15 protein-coding genes, 1 pseudogene and 1 riboswitch are annotated in these 17,591 nt (G+C 76.2%); of the genes and pseudogenes, 7 read left to right on the top strand and 9 right to left on the bottom strand.

Going from position 1 to position 17,591, the window contains the following annotated elements; all coding sequences use genetic code 11:
- Positions 1-13 precede the first annotated feature (13 nt).
- Positions 14-532, top strand: coding sequence for a hypothetical protein (locus ACI8AB_RS10540; RefSeq protein WP_456950095.1), 519 nt, complete (start codon positions 14-16; stop codon positions 530-532).
- Positions 533-586: 54 nt separating this feature from the next.
- On the opposite strand, the gene ACI8AB_RS10535 is transcribed toward ACI8AB_RS10540, so the two are convergent.
- Both ACI8AB_RS10535 and ACI8AB_RS10530 read right to left on the bottom strand, forming a co-directional pair.
- Entirely contained in the window at positions 587-1,927 is a 1,341-nt protein-coding gene (locus tag ACI8AB_RS10535) for a serine hydrolase domain-containing protein (RefSeq protein ID WP_456950094.1), read from the bottom strand.
- Between the two features lie 15 nt (positions 1,928-1,942).
- Positions 1,943-2,260 (bottom strand): DUF3817 domain-containing protein, encoded by a 318-nt coding sequence (locus tag ACI8AB_RS10530; protein WP_456950093.1) that lies wholly within the window; start codon positions 2,258-2,260, stop codon positions 1,943-1,945.
- Between the two features lie 102 nt (positions 2,261-2,362).
- Between ACI8AB_RS10530 and ACI8AB_RS10525 the strand changes: the two genes are divergently transcribed.
- The gene (locus ACI8AB_RS10525) at positions 2,363-2,980 is read left to right on the top strand and encodes a hypothetical protein (RefSeq protein ID WP_456950092.1); all 618 of its coding nucleotides are present in this window, start codon (positions 2,363-2,365) and stop codon (positions 2,978-2,980) included.
- On the opposite strand, the gene ACI8AB_RS10520 is transcribed toward ACI8AB_RS10525, so the two are convergent.
- Entirely contained in the window at positions 2,953-4,068 is a 1,116-nt protein-coding gene (locus ACI8AB_RS10520; protein WP_456950091.1) for a C40 family peptidase, read from the bottom strand. The genes ACI8AB_RS10525 and ACI8AB_RS10520 overlap by 28 nt on opposite strands.
- Positions 4,069-4,079: 11 nt before the next feature.
- Positions 4,080-4,212, bottom strand: a riboswitch (cyclic di-AMP (ydaO/yuaA leader).
- 194 nt (positions 4,213-4,406) lie between these two features.
- On the opposite strand from ACI8AB_RS10520, the gene ACI8AB_RS10515 reads away from it, so the two are divergent.
- Together ACI8AB_RS10515 and ACI8AB_RS10510 are read left to right on the top strand one after the other, a co-directional pair.
- Positions 4,407-4,631, top strand: coding sequence for a hypothetical protein (locus ACI8AB_RS10515; RefSeq protein WP_456950090.1), 225 nt, complete (start codon positions 4,407-4,409; stop codon positions 4,629-4,631).
- A gap of 54 nt (positions 4,632-4,685) precedes the next feature.
- Positions 4,686-5,501, top strand: a pseudogene (locus tag ACI8AB_RS10510) (YhjD/YihY/BrkB family envelope integrity protein); the annotation flags it as partial.
- Between the two features lie 26 nt (positions 5,502-5,527).
- Here ACI8AB_RS10510 and ACI8AB_RS10505 read toward each other — a convergent pair.
- Positions 5,528-8,029, bottom strand: a complete 2,502-nt coding sequence (locus ACI8AB_RS10505) for a transglycosylase domain-containing protein (protein ID WP_456950089.1) — start codon at positions 8,027-8,029, stop codon at positions 5,528-5,530.
- 88 nt (positions 8,030-8,117) lie between these two features.
- Complete coding sequence (locus tag ACI8AB_RS10500; RefSeq protein WP_456950088.1) at positions 8,118-10,169, bottom strand: HelD family protein; 2,052 nt, start codon at positions 10,167-10,169, stop codon at positions 8,118-8,120.
- Positions 10,170-10,318: 149 nt separating this feature from the next.
- Between ACI8AB_RS10500 and ACI8AB_RS10495 the strand changes: the two genes are divergently transcribed.
- Positions 10,319-11,335 carry a zinc-binding dehydrogenase gene (locus ACI8AB_RS10495; RefSeq protein WP_456950087.1) on the top strand — a complete coding sequence of 339 codons (1,017 nt, stop codon included), beginning with the start codon at positions 10,319-10,321 and terminating at the stop codon, positions 11,333-11,335.
- Positions 11,336-11,337: 2 nt separating this feature from the next.
- Here the strand turns inward: ACI8AB_RS10495 and ACI8AB_RS10490 are convergent, their stop codons facing one another.
- From ACI8AB_RS10490 to ACI8AB_RS10480, 3 genes are all read right to left on the bottom strand, one after another.
- Positions 11,338-12,003: an acVLRF1 family peptidyl-tRNA hydrolase gene (locus ACI8AB_RS10490; RefSeq protein ID WP_456950171.1), complete on the bottom strand. Its 666-nt coding sequence runs from the start codon at positions 12,001-12,003 to the stop codon at positions 11,338-11,340.
- Positions 12,000-13,214 carry an MFS transporter gene (locus tag ACI8AB_RS10485; protein ID WP_456950086.1) on the bottom strand — a complete coding sequence of 405 codons (1,215 nt, stop codon included), beginning with the start codon at positions 13,212-13,214 and terminating at the stop codon, positions 12,000-12,002. Before ACI8AB_RS10485 ends, ACI8AB_RS10490 begins: the two co-directional genes overlap by 4 nt.
- 226 nt (positions 13,215-13,440) lie before the next feature.
- Complete coding sequence (locus ACI8AB_RS10480) at positions 13,441-15,255, bottom strand: phosphoenolpyruvate carboxykinase (GTP) (RefSeq protein WP_456950085.1); 1,815 nt, start codon at positions 15,253-15,255, stop codon at positions 13,441-13,443.
- 218 nt (positions 15,256-15,473) lie between these two features.
- Here ACI8AB_RS10480 and ACI8AB_RS10475 point away from each other — a divergent pair, with 218 nt between their 5' ends.
- Together ACI8AB_RS10475 and ACI8AB_RS10470 are read left to right on the top strand one after the other, a co-directional pair.
- Entirely contained in the window at positions 15,474-16,658 is a 1,185-nt protein-coding gene (locus ACI8AB_RS10475) for an NADH:flavin oxidoreductase/NADH oxidase (RefSeq protein ID WP_456950084.1), read from the top strand.
- The gene (locus ACI8AB_RS10470; protein ID WP_387992233.1) at positions 16,655-17,080 is read left to right on the top strand and encodes a hypothetical protein; all 426 of its coding nucleotides are present in this window, start codon (positions 16,655-16,657) and stop codon (positions 17,078-17,080) included. The genes ACI8AB_RS10475 and ACI8AB_RS10470 overlap by 4 nt, the downstream gene beginning before the upstream one ends.
- On the opposite strand, the gene ACI8AB_RS10465 is transcribed toward ACI8AB_RS10470, so the two are convergent.
- Entirely contained in the window at positions 17,056-17,583 is a 528-nt protein-coding gene (locus ACI8AB_RS10465) for an SRPBCC domain-containing protein (protein ID WP_456950083.1), read from the bottom strand. The genes ACI8AB_RS10470 and ACI8AB_RS10465 overlap by 25 nt on opposite strands.
- Positions 17,584-17,591 lie beyond the last annotated feature (8 nt).

Below are 17,591 nucleotides of genomic sequence, written 5' to 3'. Positions count from 1 at the left end.
TACCGCGGGCGGCATGGCGAGACGCACCCCGGTGGGGACGTTCGGCAAGGGCAGGCGGGGCATCAGCACGCTCGGCTGGGCGCTGCGCGGTGCGGCGGCCGGCGCGGCGGGCTCCACCGCGCTCAACGCCGTCACCTACCTCGACATGACCGTCCGCGGGCGCCCCAGCAGCTCCACGCCGGAGCGGACGGTGGAGACGCTGGCCGAGGAGGCGCACGTGCCGATCCCGGGTGACGACGACACGCGGCAGAACCGGGTGCAGGGCCTCGGCCCGCTGCAGGGCCTGGTCGCGGGCGTCGGCGTGGGCGTCGTCGTCGGGCTCGTGCGCGCCTCGGGCTTCCGGTCGCAGCCGCTGGTCGGGACGCTGCTCACCACGCTCGGCGTCCTGGTGGCGGCCAACGGCCCGATGACGGCGCTGGGCATCACCGACCCGCGCAGCTGGTCGGCCACCGACTGGGTGAGCGACCTCGTGCCGCACCTGGCCTACGGCGCCGTCGTCAAGACCACGATGGACGCCTTCGACCGGCCCTGAACGGCATGGGGAGCTCTCCGCGCGTACGGGCCGTCGACACGTGCGGATCGCTTCCTACGCCTCGCCGGCCGTCGCCGACCAGCCGCGGGGGTCGACGTCGCCGGGGACGGGGGCGGCGGGGTCGTAGGGCGTGCGGGTGAAGACGAACGTGCCCAGGTCCAGGTGGTCGCCGGCGATCCGCAGCGGCTCGCCGGCGTAGTAGCCGTCCAGGCCCACCCAGGTGCCGTCGGCGTCGCGGCGGAAGCGGCTGGCCCGCCCCGACCGGCCGGGCAGCGGGCCGAGGTGCAGCAGGCCGCCGTCCACCGCGCGCAGGGCGTGCGGCGCGGGGCCCCAGTACCAGATGCCGAGCTGCTCCAGCGGCACCGGCGGCTCGGCCGGGCGCCACGGCTCGGCCACCCGCGGCTCGGCCGCGCGGAGGTCGGCCAGCAGGCCGGGGACGAGCACGTCCAGGCCGCTGGTGGTGTTGGCCAGCGAGACGCCGCCGGTCCCCTCCTCGCGGTCGACGAAGACGCCGGCCAGGAAACCGGGCATCGAGCCGCCGTGACCGGTGAGCGTGCGGCCGTCGACCCGCAGCACCTGCAGGCCCAGCCCGTAGGCCGACCAGGCCGGTGAGGAGCCGTCGACACCGGCCGGCACGGCCATCTCCTCGAGCGTCGCCGGGGACAGCACGTCGCCGGTGTCGCCGAGCAGGAAGGCGGCGAAGCGGGCGAGGTCGGCCAGCGTCGCCCACAGCTGCCCGGCGGCGGCCATCACGCCGGCGTCGTGCTCGGGCTCGGGCAGGACGACGTCGGCCCACGGGTGGACGGCGTAGCCCTGCGCGGCGCGGCCGGAGGGGCGCGGCGTCGTCCGGGTCATGCCCAGCGGCCCGAGCACCTCGGCGGTGACGACGTCCTCCCACGAGCGCCCGCGCAGCCGGGCCACGAGCTCGCCGAGCAGGCCGAAGCCGAGGTTCGAGTAGTGGAAGCGCCGGGCCTCGCCCAGGACGACGTGCTCCCCGGACAGCCGCAGGTCGGCCAGCGGGCCGCCGGGCACCCGCTCCCACCAGCCGCCCGGGCTCTCCGCGGCGGCGCCGGCCAGGTGCGAGAGCAGCTGGCCGACCGACCGGTCGCCGAACGGCGTGCCGGGCACGTGCCGGTCCAGCGGGTCGTCCAGCGCCAGCCGCCCCTCGTCGCGCAGCCGCATGGCCGCGACGGCGGTGACGGTCTTGCTGATGGAGCCGAGCCGGTACTGGACGTCGGTGTGCGGCTCGGCGACGTCGCCGCGGCCGGCCGACCAGGCCAGCCCGCCGTCCCGGACCACCCCGGCGACCAGGCTGGGCGCCCGCCCCTCGCGCTGCACCCGGGCGGTGCGGGCCAGCAGGGTGCGGGCGGTCGAGGGCAGCACGGGCTCCGGCATGACCGGAACGGTAGGTCAGGCGCGGACGGGCGCCGCCAGCCGCCCGGTGCGCCCGGCCCAGCGCTCGAACACCACGGTGACCAGCGGCGGGATCGAGGCGGCCAGCGCGAGCAGCGTCGTCCACCGGGACCAGCCGAGCACCCGCGCGGCGACCAGCGCCACGACCACGTAGGCGATGAACACCGCGCCGTGGACCGGCCCGAACACCTGGACGCCGACCTCCGAGGTCCCCGGCACGTACTTGACGTACATGCCGGCCAGCAGGCCGAGCCAGGAGAGGGCCTCGGCGACGGCGACGACGCGGAAGGCCAGGGCGACGGTGCGGGGGTTCATCGGTGCGCGGTCCTCGGGTCGGGGGTGGTTCCGGAGGGTCAACGCGGCAGCGGGCGCCGGCGTCCCGGTCGCGGGGTGTGAGGTGCGTGGCAGGGTCGGGCCGTGCGGGGTCTGGCGCGGCGGGAGTTCTGCCTGGTCCTGCTGCGCCGGATGGCCGACCTGCGGCCGGACCTGGTGGCCGCGGCGCTGCCCCGGCTGGGCGCGACCCGAGCCGAGGCGCACGCGGCGCACACCCGATGGCAGGCGCTGCACCACGCCCGGCGGGCACCGCGCGGCCTGGCGCTGCGCACCGCCGTCCTCGGGCCGGCCGCGGAGGTGGAGGACCGCCGGTTCGGCGACCTGGCCCTCGAGGCCCGGCGCTGGCCGTTGCCGCTGTGGCCGCACCTGCGCTGGGAGGTGCTGTCGGCCCCCGGCGGCAGCGTGCTGCACGAGCACCTGGTGCGGGCGCCGGGCTCCCCGGTCCCGCCGGCGGCCGACGGGCGGCTGCGGGTGTGGGAGCACGTGGTGGCCGACGTGAGCGGCCTGCCCGGCGCGCAGGAGGTGGACCCGCGGGTCGTCACCCGCTGGGAGGTGCGGCTGCCGTCGGGCGCGACGGCGGCCTTCGTCTGGGGCCTGCTGCAGCAGGTGCGGGCGGGACGGAGTCCCGGCACCCGAGGAGGGGCTGCCGGGGCTCCGTCGGCTGACGCTGCGCGTCAGCCGACGCGGCGGGCGCCGGCGTAGCCGCCCATCGCGTCGATGCTGGCGACCTTGACGACGTCGCCCGACGTCGGCGCGTGCACCATCTGGCCGTTGCCGATGTAGATGCCCACGTGGCTCACCGGGCTGTAGAAGAAGACCAGGTCACCGGGCTGCAGGTTCGCGCGGGAGACCGCGGTGCCCATCGTCGACTGCATCCTGCTGGAGTGCGGGAGGCTGATCCCCGCGGCGCGGAAGGCGTACTGGGTGAGGCCGGAGCAGTCGAACGAGCTCGGGCCGGCGGCCGCCCACACGTAGGGCTTGCCGCGCTGGGCCATGGCGGTGGCGACGACGGTCCCGGCGACGCCGCTGGCCGGCGCGGCCGCCGCGGCCGGCTCCTCGGCGGAGGAGGACGCGGAGGACGACGCGGTGTCCTCGCGCTCCTCGTCGCGGCTGGCGCGGGAGTCCTCGGCGGCGTGCGCCGCGGCGGCGGCCTCGAGGGCGGCGCGCCGCTCCTCGGCGCTCAGCCGGGCGTAGTCGGCCTGGTAGGCGGCGATCTGCGCCTCGAGGTCGGCTTGCTGGGCGGCGACGGCGTCGTACTGGCGCTGCGCCTCGGCGGCGGCCTCGGCGGCGGCGGCCTGCGCGGCGGTGGCGGTCTCGGTGGCGGCCGCGGCCTGGCCGAGCAGCTCGCCCTGGTAACCGGCGACGCCCTGCAGCAGGGTGACGCGGTTGACGAACTCGTCGGCGTCCTCGCTGGTCATGAGCGCCTGCAGCGAGCCCATGCTGTCGCCGGTGTAGGCCGACCGGGCGATCCCGATCACCTGCTGCCGCGCGGTGTCCACGGCGGCCTGGGCGGCGGCCAGCTGCGCGGCGGCGGCGCCGGCGGCGGCCTGCTGGGCGGCGAGCGCCTCGCGGGCCTCGTTGAACTGCTCGGTGACGGCCTCGAGCTCGTGGCCCCGGGCGGCGACCAGCTGCGCGGCCTCGGCGGCCGACGTCGGCTCCTCCGCCCCGGCCGGCACCGGGACGGCCCCCAGCCCGAGACCGATGCCGAGGGCGCCGACGAGCGCGAGGGCGGCGCGGCGGCCGCGGCCGGTCGCGGGCGTGCCGGGGACGGACGTGCGCAGGGACGCCACGCGGCGGTCTCTCCTTCTCCCAGGCCGCCTACCGGGTTAGCTGACGGGTTCGGGCGTGGAGTCGCCCGGCGCGTGCGGACACGCGCTACACCCCAGGACTGCGATGGGTCCCCGGCCCGGTCTCCGCTGCGGGAGGACCGGCTCGACGGCGTCCACGGGGTGTCACCCGGACTGGTGACGGAGCGCCCCGTTGGACACACTCAGCGTAAGGTCCGTGACCGGCGTGTGACAATCACCCCGGTGTAATTACATCGGTCACGAACGGTCACCAGGCGACTCCGGGAGGTTCCCGACCCCCGCCGGTTTGCGCGGCCGTGGGGACGTGTACCGATTGCTGCATGTCCTCTTCCACGCGGATGCGCCTGGCCCGGCCGCTCGTCGTGCTCGCCCTGTTCGGCTCCCTGGTCGCCTGCGGCGACAACACCGACTTCTCCCGCGGCCCGACCAACTGCGACTCCGCCGGCGGCAACGCCAGCAACGAGAACGACGCCAGTTGCCAGGAGACCGGCCAGAACCCGGGCAACGACGCCCCCACCACCGACGACGCGAGCACCGACGACTGAGCGCCGTCCGGTCCCCGGCGGGCGCCGGGCCGCCGGGACTGGTGGCATGGGCGGGTGAGCCCGGCACGCAGGTGGACGGCGACCCGGTTGCGGGTCGAGACGCGCGCCCTGCTGGCCGGTGCCCGGCGCCTGCTGCGCGGCCGTGACCTCGCGCTGATCGGCGCGGGCCTGACCTTCTACGCCGGCATCGCGGTGGTGCCGCTGGTGCTGGTCTCCGTCCGGCTGACCGCGCTGGCCACCTCGGCCGGGGAGGTCCGCGCGCGCAGCGAGCGGCTGACCGAGCTGCTGCCGGAGTCACTGGGCGCGCCGGACGCGGTGGCCCGGCTGGTCGACGCCGGCGTCCGGCTGGACCTGCTGGGGTTCGCGCTGGCGCTGCTGCCGCTGTCGCTGTACGGCGAGGGGCTGCGGCGGGCGCTGATGCGGTTCAGCCAGCGGCGGGAGAACCTCACCGGCTGGCGCGGCCGGCTGCTCACCCTGCCCCTGGTCGTGGTGACGCCCCTGCTGCTGTACCCGCTGCTGCTGGCCGCCACGGCCATGGCCGACCTGGCCCGCGAGGACGGCGCCGGGCCCGTGATCGGGCGGTTCGCCGTCGGCTACTACTCGGTGCTGTTCGTGCTGACCGTGCCCATCCTCTGGGGCTACGGCGTGGTGGCCGGCGGCCGGCGCCGGTGGGGCGCGCTGGTCAGCGGCGCGCTGTTCACCGCCGCCTGCCTGTCCGGCTTCCTGCAGGGCTTCGTGCTGTTCCTGTCGCTCCCCCTGGACCTCGGCGCGCCCTTCGGCGGCCTGGTGGTCGTCGGGGCGGTGGTCGCCATCGGCCTGTGGCTGTTCCTGCTGCACCTGGTCCTGCTGGCCGGGTGGCTGCTCACCCAGTCCCTCGACGCGCGGCTGGGGCGGCGTCAGGCCGTCGGCCGCCAGGGGGAGCCGGGCGGCGGGGCCTCCGTGGCGGGCGCGGCGGGCGGGGGCGGCGGCGTGGCCGGTGCGGTCCGCGGCTCCGTGGCCGGTGGCGGCGGCTCCGGCGTCTGGGGCGGCTCCGGCGCCGGGGGCGGGGGCGGGGACGTCGGCGGGGTCGTGCCGGGCGGCGTCGTCCCGGGCGCGGGCGGCGGCCCGGTCGGGGGCGCGGGCGCCGGCTCCGTGGGGGGCGCGGGCTCGGGCGCCGGTTCCACGTAGTCGCTGCCGTTGCTCACCAGGATCGACACCAGCTGGCCGGGCACGGCGCGGCCGCCGCGCGGCGGGCTGGTGCCCAGGAGGGTGCCGGCCGGCTCGTCGCTGTCGACGCGCACCGTCCGCGCGGTGAACCCGGCGTCGGCGAGGGCCCGCTCGCAGGCCCGGACGCCGGAGCAGCCGGGCACCGGGCGGGTGTTGCCGTTCTGCACGGTCTCGTCCGCGGGCGGGAACTCGCCGCTGCCGCGCGCGGTGAGGATCGGCTCCATCGCGTCGTGCCAGATGGTGGCGCCCTTGCCGCCACCGAAGCCGCCGACGTCCTCGTTGCGCTTGGGGTTGAGGACCATGACGCTCGCGGTGATCTCGGGCGTGTAGCCCACGAACGCCACCGAGTAGTTGTCCTGCGAGGTACCGGTCTTGCCGGCGATCTGGTGGCCGCGGACGTAGGCGCGCGCCCCGGTCTGCCCCGGGTTCCCCGGCTCGACGTCCTTGCGCAGCATCTGGTTCATCGTGTTGGCCACGCCCGTTGGGATCGCCTCGGGCGTGCACCGGTCGCCGACCGCGAGCGGTTCGCCGTCGGCGCCGACCGCCGGTTCCCCGTTCCGGTCGAGGACGGCGGTCACCGGGACGACGTCGCACTGCGTGCCGCCGGCGGCGAACGTCGAGTAGGCGCTGGCCAGCGCCAGCGGGCTGGTCGCCTCGGCGCCGAAGGTGAACGACCCGCGGTTCTCGTCGATGATCTGCTGGGCCAGCCCCGGCGGGCTGAACTGGAACAGCCCCGCCGCCTCGGCCATGCGCACCGGCTCCTCGACGCTGCCCAGGGCGTCCTCGAGCGCGAGGAAGTAGGTGTTGGAGGACTGGTACAGCGCCGTCGTCAGGTCCAGCGTCGAGCGGTAGCCCGACCCGGCGTTGCGGACGCAGTACCGGCCGTCGGTGTCCCGGCCCTCGCACGGGCCGGGGTAGACCCGGGAGACGTAGGGGTCGGGTGCGGTGAGCGTGTAGTAGGACGAGTAGCCCCGGGCCAGGGCCGCGGCGGCGACGAAGACCTTGTACGTGGAGCCCGAGCCCTGGCTGGGCGCCACGTTGAGGTTGAACGACTCCTGGGTGCGGTCGGCGAGGTCGTAGCCGAAGGTCCGGTTGACGCTCATCGCCAGCAGGTGGCCGGTGCCGGGCTCGACGGCGGTGAACATCGCGGCCAGCGAGTCCTCCCGCGGGAGCGTCTCGAGCACCGCGGCGTCGCCGGAGCGCTGCAGCTCGGGGTCCAGGGTGGTCTGCACGGTGTAGCCGCCGTTGTCCAGCTGTTCCTGGCTGAGCCCGAGCTCCTGGATCAGGTACCGCTGCACGAAGTCGCAGACGAACGGGCCGACGCTCGCCTGGACGCAGCCGCGGGGCGGGGCGGGTGCGGGTGCCAGCCCGAGCGGCGCGGCCGCGGCCGCCGCCGCCTCGTCGGCGGGGACGAGGCCCTGCTCGGCCATCCGGGACAGCACCTCGTTGCGCCGCGCGGTGGCCGCCTCGGGGTCGGTGAACGGGTCGTCGTTCACCGGGCTCTGCACGAGGCCGGCCAGCAGGGCCGCCTGCGGCAGGGTGAGCGCGGCGGCGTCGACGCCGAAGAAGGCGCGGGCGGCCGGTTGCACGCCGTAGGCGTTCTGGCCGAAGTAGACGGTGTTGAGGTAGCGGGTGAGGATCTCGTCCTTGCTGTAGAGGTCCTCCAGCGCCAGGGCCAGGCGCGCCTCGCGCAGCTTGCGGCCCACCGTCTGCTCGGTGGCGGCGGTCCGCTCCTCGGGGGTGTCGGCGGTCTGCAGCAGCGTCTGCTTGACCAGCTGCTGGGTGAGCGTCGAGCCGCCCTCGGCCACCTCGCCGGCGGCGATGTTGGTGACCAGCGCGCGCAGCGTCCCCTGCACGTCCAGACCGCGGTGGCCGTAGAAGCGGGAGTCCTCGATGGCCACCATCGCGTCCTTCATGACGTCCGCGATCGCGGCGGGCTCCACGGGGTCGCGGTTCTCGTCGTAGAAGTAGGTGATCGGCTCGCCGTCGGCGGCGAGCAGCACGGTGTTCCCCGGCGGCGAGGGGTCGGTGAACTCGGTGGGCAGGTCGCCGAGCAGCCCGGTGGACTGCTGGGCGGCGATCGCGGGACCCCCGATCCACGGGAGGAGCAGGCCCGCCACCAGTGCCCCGGCGACCACGATCGTCGCGGCCAACCGGAGCAACGTGCCGGCCCGGCTGTCCTGCCGGTCCATGGGCCTCCCTCCCGTGCGCGCACACTGCAACAGAGATCACGTCCGGCCACAACGACCCGCGCCGTGCGGTCCCGCGGTCGGGGGACGCTCAGCCCTCCAGCAGGGCGGGCAGGTCGTCGCGGTGCAGCACCACCAGCGTGCTCACCGCCCGGGTGAGCACGACGTAGAGCCGGGACAGCCCCCGCGGCTCGGCGGCCACGATCGCCGCCGGGTCGGCCACCACGACGGCGTCGAACTCCAGCCCCTTCGCCAGCGCGGCGGGCACGACGGCGACCCGCCCGGCCGCCGAGCCGTCGTCGGCGAGCACCGACGCCGGCAGGCCCGCGGCGGCCAGCAGCCGCGCCACCTCGGGGACCGCGGCGTCGGCGCAGACGACACCGACCGACCCGGGGCCGGCCGCGAGGTCGGCGACCACCCCGGCCAGCGGCCCGGCGAGGTCGGCGACCGGGCGGACGGCGAGCGCACCGGGGCCCCGGCGCACGGCGGTGGCCGCGGGCAGGCCGGGCGCGATCGCCGGCAGCAGCCGGTTGGCGTAGTCGAGGACCTCCCCCGCTACCCGGTAGCCGCGGGTCAGCGGCCGGACGGCGGTGTCCGGGCGGCCCAGGTCCGCGAGCGTCGGGGCCCAGTCGGCCGGCGACCACGGGCCGGTGGCCTGCGCGAGGTCGCCGAGCACGGTGAGCGAGCCGGCGGCCAGCCGGCGGGCCACCGCGCGGCACTGCATGGGCGAGAGGTCCTGCGCCTCGTCGACGACGACGTGCCCGTAGCCCGCCGTCCGCTCGAGCAGCCCGGCCACCTCGTCGACCAGGACGGCGTCGGCGGCGGTCCACGGCGCGGTGCCGACCGAGCGCGGCGCCGGGCGGTGGAGCAGCGCCTGCTCGTCGTCGCCGAGCACGCCGCGGGCGGCGCGGGCCAGGACCGCGGGGTCGCCGAGCAGCTCCAGGACCAGGCCGGCCGGGTCGCGGGCGGGCCAGACGGCGTCGCAGAACGCGCGGACCTCGGGGCTGCGCGCGGCCCGGCGGGTCTCGGCGTCGGTCGGGCTGCCGCCGGCCTCCTCCTGCTGCCGGCGGGCGTCCTCGGCGAGCAGCAGCGCCAGCCGCTCCCGGCCGGCGGTGTGGTGCAGCCGCTGCTGGTCGTCGGGCACGCGGCCGCGCCGCCGCAGGTCGTCGACGTACCGCTTGAGCCGCTCCACCGGCACCCGGTGGCGGCGGCCGGCCAGCGGCACCAGGACGTCGTCGGCGGGCTTGGCGATCGCGCCCCACAGCGCCCGCTCCAGCACCTGCGCCATGCGGGCGTCGCCCTTGAGGGCGGCGACCTCCGGGGCGTCCTGCGCCCGCACCGGCACCCGACCGGTCAGCTCGGCGACCGTGGTCTGGTCGACGTCGACCTCGCCGAGGGTGGGCAGCACCTGCTCGATGTAGCGCAGGAACGCCCGGTTGGGCCCGACGACGAGGACGCCGGTGCGGGCCAGCTGCCCGCCGTGCGTGTAGAGCAGGTAGGCGGCGCGGTGCAGGCCGACGGCGGTCTTGCCGGTGCCCGGCGCGCCCTGCACGCACACCGACTCGGCCAGCGGGGCCCGGACGATCTCGTCCTGCTCGGGCTGGATGGTGGCGACGATGTCCCGCATGGGGCCGGAGCGCGGGCGCTCGATCTCCTGGAGCAGGACCCGGCTCGACGTCTCCGCCCGCGGCAGGCCGCCGTCGCCCTCCTCCCCCGCCCCGAGCAGCTCGTCCTCGTAGGAGGTGAGCTCGCCCCCGGAGAAGCCGAACCGGCGGCGGCGGACCAGGCCCTGCGGATCGGCGGCGCTGGCCCGGTAGAACGGCCGGCTCATCGGCGCGCGCCAGTCGATGACCACCGGCCGCCCGGCGGCGTCGCGCACGTGCCGCCGGCCGATGTGGAAGGTCTCCCCGTCGCCGTCGGTGCGGCCGAAGAACGGCGGCACGCCGGGGTCGGCGGCCAGCGAGCGCAGCCGCTCGGCGCGGGCGGCGCCGAGGCGCTCGGAGGCCCAGGCGTCGACGCCGGCGTCCACGACGGCGGAGGCGGCGGCGCGCATCCCGGCGAGGCAGTCCCCGGCGAGGGCCAGGTGGGCGCGCTCGGCGGTCAGGACGGGGTCGGCCCCCGCATCGCTCGGAGTGGCGGTCACGGTCGTGTCGGTCGGTGTCGCTGACACGGCCGGTGGACCTTACGCCGTCGTGTGCCGTGGGTCACGTCCGCCCCCGGGCCGTGCGACTCCGCGGGCGTGCGCCGGAGGCGGCGGTGTGGTCCCGCGGGCCGGTGGGGAGGATGCGGGACATGCCCGACTCGATGCTCGCCGGCCGGCTCAACGTGCGCACCAAGCAGTTCGAGGTCAAGGAGGTGCCGCGCCCGGTGCCCGGGCCGGGGCAGGTCCTCGTCGAGGTCCGCGCGGCCGGCATCTGCCTGTCCGACGTCCACCTCGTCGACGGCACGCTCAACCCGCTGTTCCTGCAGGGCGAGGAGGTCACGCTCGGCCACGAGGTGGCCGGCGTCGTCGCCGGGCTCGGGGACGGCGTGACCGGCTGGCAGGCCGGGCAGCGGGTCCTCCTGCAGGCCGGCGAGGAGGTCGACGGCTGGATCCACACCCGCGGCGTCGACTACGACGGCGGCTGGGCGCAGTACGCGCTGGCCACCGTCGAGACCCTGGTCCCCATCCCCGACGAGCTGCCCTTCGAGCAGGCGTGCATCGTGCCCGACGCCGTGTCGACGCCGTGGGCCTCGATCGTCAAGACGGCCGGGGTGCGCGCCGGGGAGCCGGTGGGCGTGTGGGGCATCGGCGGTCTCGGGGCGCACGCGGTGCAGCTGCTGCGGCTGGCCGGCGCGGCGCCGATCGTCGCCGTCGACCCGGTGGACTCAGCCCGGCAGCGGGCCCTGGACCTCGGCGCCGACCTCGCCCTGGACCCGTCCGAGGACGTCGCCGGCGGGGTGCGGCAGCTCACCGGCGGCGCGGGCCTGTCCTGCGCGTTCGACTTCGCCGGCGTGGCCGCGGTGCGCGAGCAGGCGGTGCGCTGCCTGGAGCGCGAGGGCCGGCTGGTGCTGGTCGGGCTCACCGACCAGCCGCTGACCATCCGCAACGGCACGCAGTTCAGCTACTTCTCGCAGCAGGTCCTCGGCCACTACGGCTCCGAGCCCGGGCACGTGGAGCAGCTGGTCGGCCTCGTCCGGCACGGCCGGCTGGACCTGTCCCGCTCGATCTCCGGCACCCTGCCGCTCGAGGACGCGGCGAAGGGCATCGAGATGCTCGAGCGCAAGGAGGGCAACCCGATCCGCCTGGTCCTGCTCCCGAACGGCTGAGCTCAGGGCCGGTCGCCGGGTTCCACGACGTGCACCCGCACGGCGCGGAACCGGGCGGGGGTGGCCAGCAGGACCTCCTTCGTCGGCTCGCCGACCTCCAGCGCCGGTTCCCGGCGCAGCGCCGCCAGCGGGGCGAGCCGGGGGTCGGCGAGCACGGCGTCGACCATCCCCCGGTCCCCGCCGGTGAACAGGGCGTCGACCCCGCCGGCGTGCGGCAGCAGCACCCGGGCCGCGGTGTCGGCGGCCGCGGCGACCACGGCGTCGGCCTGGTTGCCGCGGCGCCGGGCGAAGCGCTGCTGGCTCCAGCCGCCGGCCGCGCTGCGGCCCTGCACCAGCCGGCTGTCGACCTTGGAGACGACGAGGTCCGCGCCGTCGAAGACGCCGGCGGCCCAGCGGCCGCGGCGCACCAGCAGGACGGCGGCCCGCCGCGGCCGGCGTGCGGCGGCGGTGAAGGTGGCGAGCGGCGCCGGGCCGGGGGTCCAGCCGAACGGCGCGCGCAGCGTCACGGTCGTGCCGTCGGCGCAGGTGATCCGCACCGTGCCGTCGTCGTCGACGGCCGTGTCGAAGGCGCCGTGCCGGGTGGCGACGCCGTCCAGCCACCGGCCGAGCCGCTCGGGCGCGACGCCGAGGACCCGGCCGCCGCCCGCGGCGGGACGCGGCCGGGTCAGCGCGCCATCGCCGGCTCGGCGGCGTGCTCGGCCGGCACGTGCAGCAGCCGCTGCGCGGCGAGCACGACGACGGCGGCGATCCCGGCCGAGACCGTGGCCACGAGGAACGCGGCGTTGGCGCTGACGGTGTCGACGACCTTCCCGGCGATCGAGGTGCCGACGGCGACGCCGAGGCCGAGCGCGGTGCCGATCCAGGTGAACGCCTCGGTCACCGCCACCCGCGGCACGATGAGCTCGGCGAGGGTGAACGAGCTGATCAGCGACGGCGAGACGGCCACCCCGGCCACGACGACGAACGGGATCATCACCCAGACGTTGCCGATGAGGACCAGCGGCACGGTGAGCACGGTCAGCGTCGCGAGCACGACCAGCAGCCGGTGCCGCAGCGGGTGCCGCCAGTGCACGGCGCCCCAGCCGATCCCGCTGATCATCGAGCCGAGCGCGAGGCCCGCGATGAGCACACCGGACAGGCCCATCGCGCCGACCTCGTCGGCGAAGGCGACCAGCGCGATCTCCAGCGTGCCGAGGATCGACCCGACGGCGGCGCCGACGACGAACAGCACCCGCAGGCCCGGCGTGCGGATGGCCGAGGGCCCCTTGCGCGCCTCGTGCCCGTGCGGCGGCGGCTCGGTGCGCCCCTGCGCGGCGAACAGCAGCGCCCCGACGACGGCGAGGGTGAAGGCGGTGACGACGCCGGAGGTCGAGTGCCCGGTGGTGGACAGGAAGGTCACCAGCACCGGTCCGACGATGAACACCAGCTCGTCGACGACGGACTCCATCGCCAGCGCCGTGTGCAGGCGGTGGGTGCCGCGCAGCAGGTGGGTCCAGCGCACCCGGATCATCGAGGCGACCGGCGGGATGCACGCCCCCGCGACGCCCGCGGTGACGAAGAAGGTCCAGCGCGGCCAGTCCTCCTTGACCGCGGCGAGGAACAGCGCCCCGGCCGCCGCGAACACCGCGACGACGGGCAGCAGCGTCCGGCGCTGACCGAAGGTGTCCGCCAGCCGGCCGATGACCGGGCCGGCCAGGGCGGTGGTGACCGCGCCCGCGGCGGCGACCACGCCGCCCAGGCCGTAGGAGCCGGTCTCGTCCGCGACCAGCAGGACGCACCCCAGGCCGACCATCGACAGGGGCAGCCGGCCGATGAAGGCGGCGAGCACCATGGGCAGCGCGTGCGGCGTGCGCAGCACGTACAGGTAGGGATTGGGCACCGGGGAGCGAACCTGTCGTCAGGGGGACGCGGGACCGCCAGCCACGCTAACCGACGTCCGCACGCTCGGCTGGCAGACGGCTCCGTTCCGTGCACGGACCGGCACGGACGAGCACGGGCCCCGCCCCGGACGACGCTGTCCGGAACGGGGCCCTGGGCCCGCGCGGGTGACCCCCTGCAGGGGCCCGCCGCGGGCGTGCGAGCGGCGGGGGGCAGGGGGCCTCCTGCTAGGCGAGCCGGCTCTTGAGGATCTCCAGCTCGTCCCACATGGTGCTGGGCAGCTTGTCCCCGAACTTCTCGAACCACTCGGTGATCTGCGGGATCTCCGCGCGCCACTCGTCCTTGTCGACGGCGAGCGCCTTGCGCACCCGGTCCTCGGTCACGTCCAGCCCGGAGACGTCGAGCGAGCCGGGCGTGGGCACGTGGCCGACGGCGGTCTCCTCGGCGGCCGCGGTGCCCTCGATGCGCTCGACGACCCACTTGAGCACCCGGCTGTTCTCGCCGAAGCCCGGCCACAGGAAGCCGCCGTCCTCGTCGCGGCGGAACCAGTTCACGTAGAAGATCCGCGGCAGCTTGGTCGAGTCGTGCGCCTTGCCGGTCTCGACCCAGTGCCGGAAGTAGTCACCGGCGTTGTAGCCGATGAACGGCAGCATGGCGAACGGGTCGCGGCGGACGACGCCGACCGCGCCGGTGGCCGCAGCGGTCGTCTCCGAGGACAGCGTGGCCCCCATGAAGACGCCGTGGTTCCAGTCCCGCGCCTCGGTGACCAGCGGGATCGTGGTCTTCCGGCGGCCGCCGAAGAGGATCGCCGAGATCGGCACGCCCTTCGGGTCCTCGTACTCGGGCGCGAGGATCGGGCACTGCTCGATCGGGGTGCAGAACCGCGAGTTCGGGTGCGACGAGGGCTCGTCGGAGTCCGGCGTCCAGTCCTGCTTCCTCCAGCTGGTGAGGTGCGCCGGCGGCTCCTCGGTCATGCCCTCCCACCAGACGTCGCCGTCGTCGGTGAGCGCGACGTTGGTGAACACCGAGTTGCCCTTGTCGATGGTGCGCATCGCGTTGGGGTTGGTGTCCCAGCCGGTGCCCGGCGCGACGCCGAACAGGCCGAACTCGGGGTTGAGCGCGTAGAGCCGGCCGTCCTCGCCGAACCGCATCCAGGCGATGTCGTCGCCGAGGGTCTCGACCCTCCAGCCGGGGATGGTCGGCTCGAGCATCGCCAGGTTGGTCTTGCCGCAGGCGCTCGGGAAGGCCGCCGCGACGTAGTACGTCTTCTGCTGCGGGCTGGTCAGCTTGAGGATCAGCATGTGCTCGGCGAGCCAGCCCTCGTCGCGGGCCATCACCGAGGCGATCCGCAGCGAGTAGCACTTCTTGCCCAGCAGGGCGTTGCCGCCGTAGCCCGAGCCGTAGGACCAGATGGCCCGCTCCTCGGGGAAGTGCACGATGTACTTGGTCTGGCTGCAGGGCCAGGGCACGTCCTCCTGGCCCGGCTCGAGCGGGGCGCCCAGGGAGTGCATGGCCGGCACGAACGGCCGGTCGGTGCCCATCGCCTCGAGGATCCGCGAGCCGATGCGCGCCATGACCCGCATGGAGACGACGACGTACTCGGAGTCGGTGAGCTCGACGCCGAACATCGGGTTCTCGGCCTCGACCGGGCCCATGCAGAACGGGATGACGTACATCGTCCGGCCGCGCATGCAGCCGCGGTACAGCTCCGTCATGATCGACTTCATCTCGTCGGGGGCCATCCAGTTGTTGGTCGGCCCCGCGTCGGCCTCGTCGACCGAGCAGATGAAGGTGCGGTCCTCGACGCGCGCGACGTCGCTGGGGTCGGACGCGGCCCAGAACGAGTTGGGCTTCTTCGCCAGGCGGGTGAAGGTGCCGGCGTCCACCAGCCTCTGGGTGAGCCGCTCCCACTCCTCGTCGCTGCCGTCGACCCACACGACCTCGTCCGGGGTGGTCAGCTCCGCCATCTCACGCACCCAGGCGAGCAGCCGGGCGTGCGTGGTGGGGGCGTTGTCGAGACCGGGGGTGGTCACGGAGGTCACGGCGTCTCCATCCTCTGGGCACGCCGGGTGTCCGGGACACCGGCGCCGGTGCGTGCTGTCTCCCGGGCCGGCGGAACGGGTCCGGCCGTCGGGTTCGGGAAGCGTACAAGCGGGGACACCCGCCTGTAACGGTGAGAGATGTTACGTCTAGGACGTCTACGTCCGCGCAGGGTCGGTACCGGGAACACCGCAGGTGGGGGCGGTGTTGGTTCCCCGGCGTGACCAGTCTCACGAACGGCTCCGCGCCCTCCCCGGCCCTGTTCACCCCCCTGGCGCTGCGCGGGGTGACCCTGCCGAACCGGCTCGTCGTCGCCCCGATGTGCCAGTACTCCGTGACCGACGGGCTGGTCGGCGACTACCACCTCGTGCACCTCGGCCGGTTCGCGCTCGGCGGCTTCGGCACGGTCGTCGTCGAGGCGACGGCGGTGGCGCCGGAGGGGCGGATCAGCCACGGCGACGTCGGCCTGTGGTCCGACGCGCACGTGCCCGGCCTCGCCCGCGTCGCCGGCTTCCTGCGCGCCGCCGGCGCGGTCGCGGGCGTCCAGCTCGCCCACGCCGGCGCCAAGGCCAGCAGCCACCGCCCGTGGGAGGGCGGCGGCCCGGTGACGGCCGACGACGCGCGACCGGGCGAGCAGCCGTGGCCGACCGTCTCGGCCAGCGCGGTGCCCGCCGGCCCCGGCTGGCCGGTGCCGCACGGGCTCACCGTCGAGGAGCTGGCCGGGGTCCGTGAGGCGTTCGCCGCGGCCACCCGCCGGTCGCTCGACGCCGGGTTCGACGTCGTCGAGGTGCACGCCGCGCACGGCTACCTGCTGCACCAGTTCCTCTCGCCGCTGTCCAACCGGCGCACCGACGGCTACGGCGGCTCGCGGGAGGCGCGCTGGCGGTTCCCCCTGGAGGTGGTCGAGGCCGTCCGCGCCGCGTGGCCCGCGGACCGGCCGCTGTTCGTGCGGGTCTCCGCCGTCGACGGCACGCCCGACGGCATCACCCTCGAGGACACGATCGCCTTCGCCCGCGAGCTGCGCGCCCGCGGGGTCGACGTCGTCGACGCCTCCGGCGGGGGCCTGGGCGGCTGGGAGCACCCGCTGGGCTACGGCTACCAGGTGCCCTTCGCCGCCGGCATCCGCGAGGGGGCGGACGTCGCCACGATGGCCGTGGGGCTGATCGTCGACGCGCGCCAGGCCGAGGCCGTCGTCGCCGGGGGCCTGGCCGACCTGGTCGCCGTCGCGCGGGAGGCGCAGGAGGACCCGAACTTCGCCGTCCACGCCGCGCGGGACCTCACCGGCGCCTACGACGCCTACCCGGTGCAGGCCGGCCCGCGGCTGGGCCGGCGCGACGCCCTCCTCGGCACCCTGGGGCCGTGGACCGGCCCGGCGCCGGTGCAGGTGCGCGAGCGCGCCCGGTGACGGGCCGCCGCGGGGCGCTGCTCGCCGCGTCCGCCGTCCAGCTGGCGGCGAGCCTCGCCGGGACGGCGCTGTCGCTGCGCCGGCGGCACGCGTTCGACACGCCGGTGCTCTCCGGGCGCGCGGCGACGGTCGGCCGCGACGCCTGGTGGGCCGGGACGGCGCTCGGCCCGCCGGCCTGGACCCTCGCCGTCCACGGCTGGGCGCTGGCCCGCCTCGCCGCCGGCGACGACGGGCGCGCCCCGCGGGTCCTCGCCGCCACCGGCGCCGCCCTCGTGCCCGGCTACCTCGCGGAGCGGCTGGTGCGGCGGCGGCTGACCCCGGCCGGCGCCGAGCCCGTCGAGACCGCGGTGGTCGCCGCCGGGCTGGTCACCGCCGCCGCCATGGCGGCGCTCGGCGCTCAGCCCTCCGGCGTCCGCCCGTAGTCGGGACCGACCCGGGCGAGGAAGGTGTCCCAGTCGCCGGGGTCGGGGTGCCCGCCCATCTCGGCGTCGAGCTTGTCGAGGTACCAGTGCCAGCCGAGCGCGTGGTCGGTGACGTCGGTGCCGGCGGCGAAGTCCTGGCTGAGGTGCAGCGTCGTCCGGCCGCTCTCCACGACGACGGCGAGCCCGACCCGCCAGTCCTCCTGCTCCGGCCACTCGACGACGAGCTTCCGCGGCGGGTCGCACTCGGCGATGCGGGCCTCCGTCGCCGCCGGCTCCGTCTCGTGGGTCATCGTCAGCGTCCCCCGGCCGCCGGCGGCCCGCTCGCCCTCGTAGGTGCCGAACCAGCGGGCCAGTCGGTCAGGCTCGGTGAGCGCGGCCCAGACGGCGTCGGGCCCGTCGCCCCAGGAGCGGCGGAACTCCAGCCGGAGGCGGCCGTCGGGCAGCTCGGCGACCGCGCCGGTGCGGTGCGTCGGCGGGTCGACGGGGGTCGCGGGGTCGGTCACGGGGCGTC

The sequence above is a fragment of the Geodermatophilus sp. SYSU D00698 genome (genome assembly GCF_054050335.1).
This window is presented reverse-complemented; position numbering and strand designations above follow the sequence as displayed.

What these genes read in the sequence shown, in the direction of transcription:
- ACI8AB_RS10540 (WP_456950095.1), top strand. Translation starts at nt 14, where the DNA reads ATGGCGAGACGCACCCCGGTGGGGACGTTCGGCAAGGGCAGGCGGGGC.
- ACI8AB_RS10535 (WP_456950094.1), bottom strand. Translation starts at nt 1,927, where the DNA reads ATGCCGGAGCCCGTGCTGCCCTCGACCGCCCGCACCCTGCTGGCCCGC.
- ACI8AB_RS10530 (WP_456950093.1), bottom strand. Translation starts at nt 2,260, where the DNA reads ATGAACCCCCGCACCGTCGCCCTGGCCTTCCGCGTCGTCGCCGTCGCC.
- ACI8AB_RS10515 (WP_456950090.1), top strand. Translation starts at nt 4,407, where the DNA reads ATGTCCTCTTCCACGCGGATGCGCCTGGCCCGGCCGCTCGTCGTGCTC.
- ACI8AB_RS10505 (WP_456950089.1), bottom strand. Translation starts at nt 8,029, where the DNA reads ATGGACCGGCAGGACAGCCGGGCCGGCACGTTGCTCCGGTTGGCCGCG.
- ACI8AB_RS10495 (WP_456950087.1), top strand. Translation starts at nt 10,319, where the DNA reads ATGCCCGACTCGATGCTCGCCGGCCGGCTCAACGTGCGCACCAAGCAG.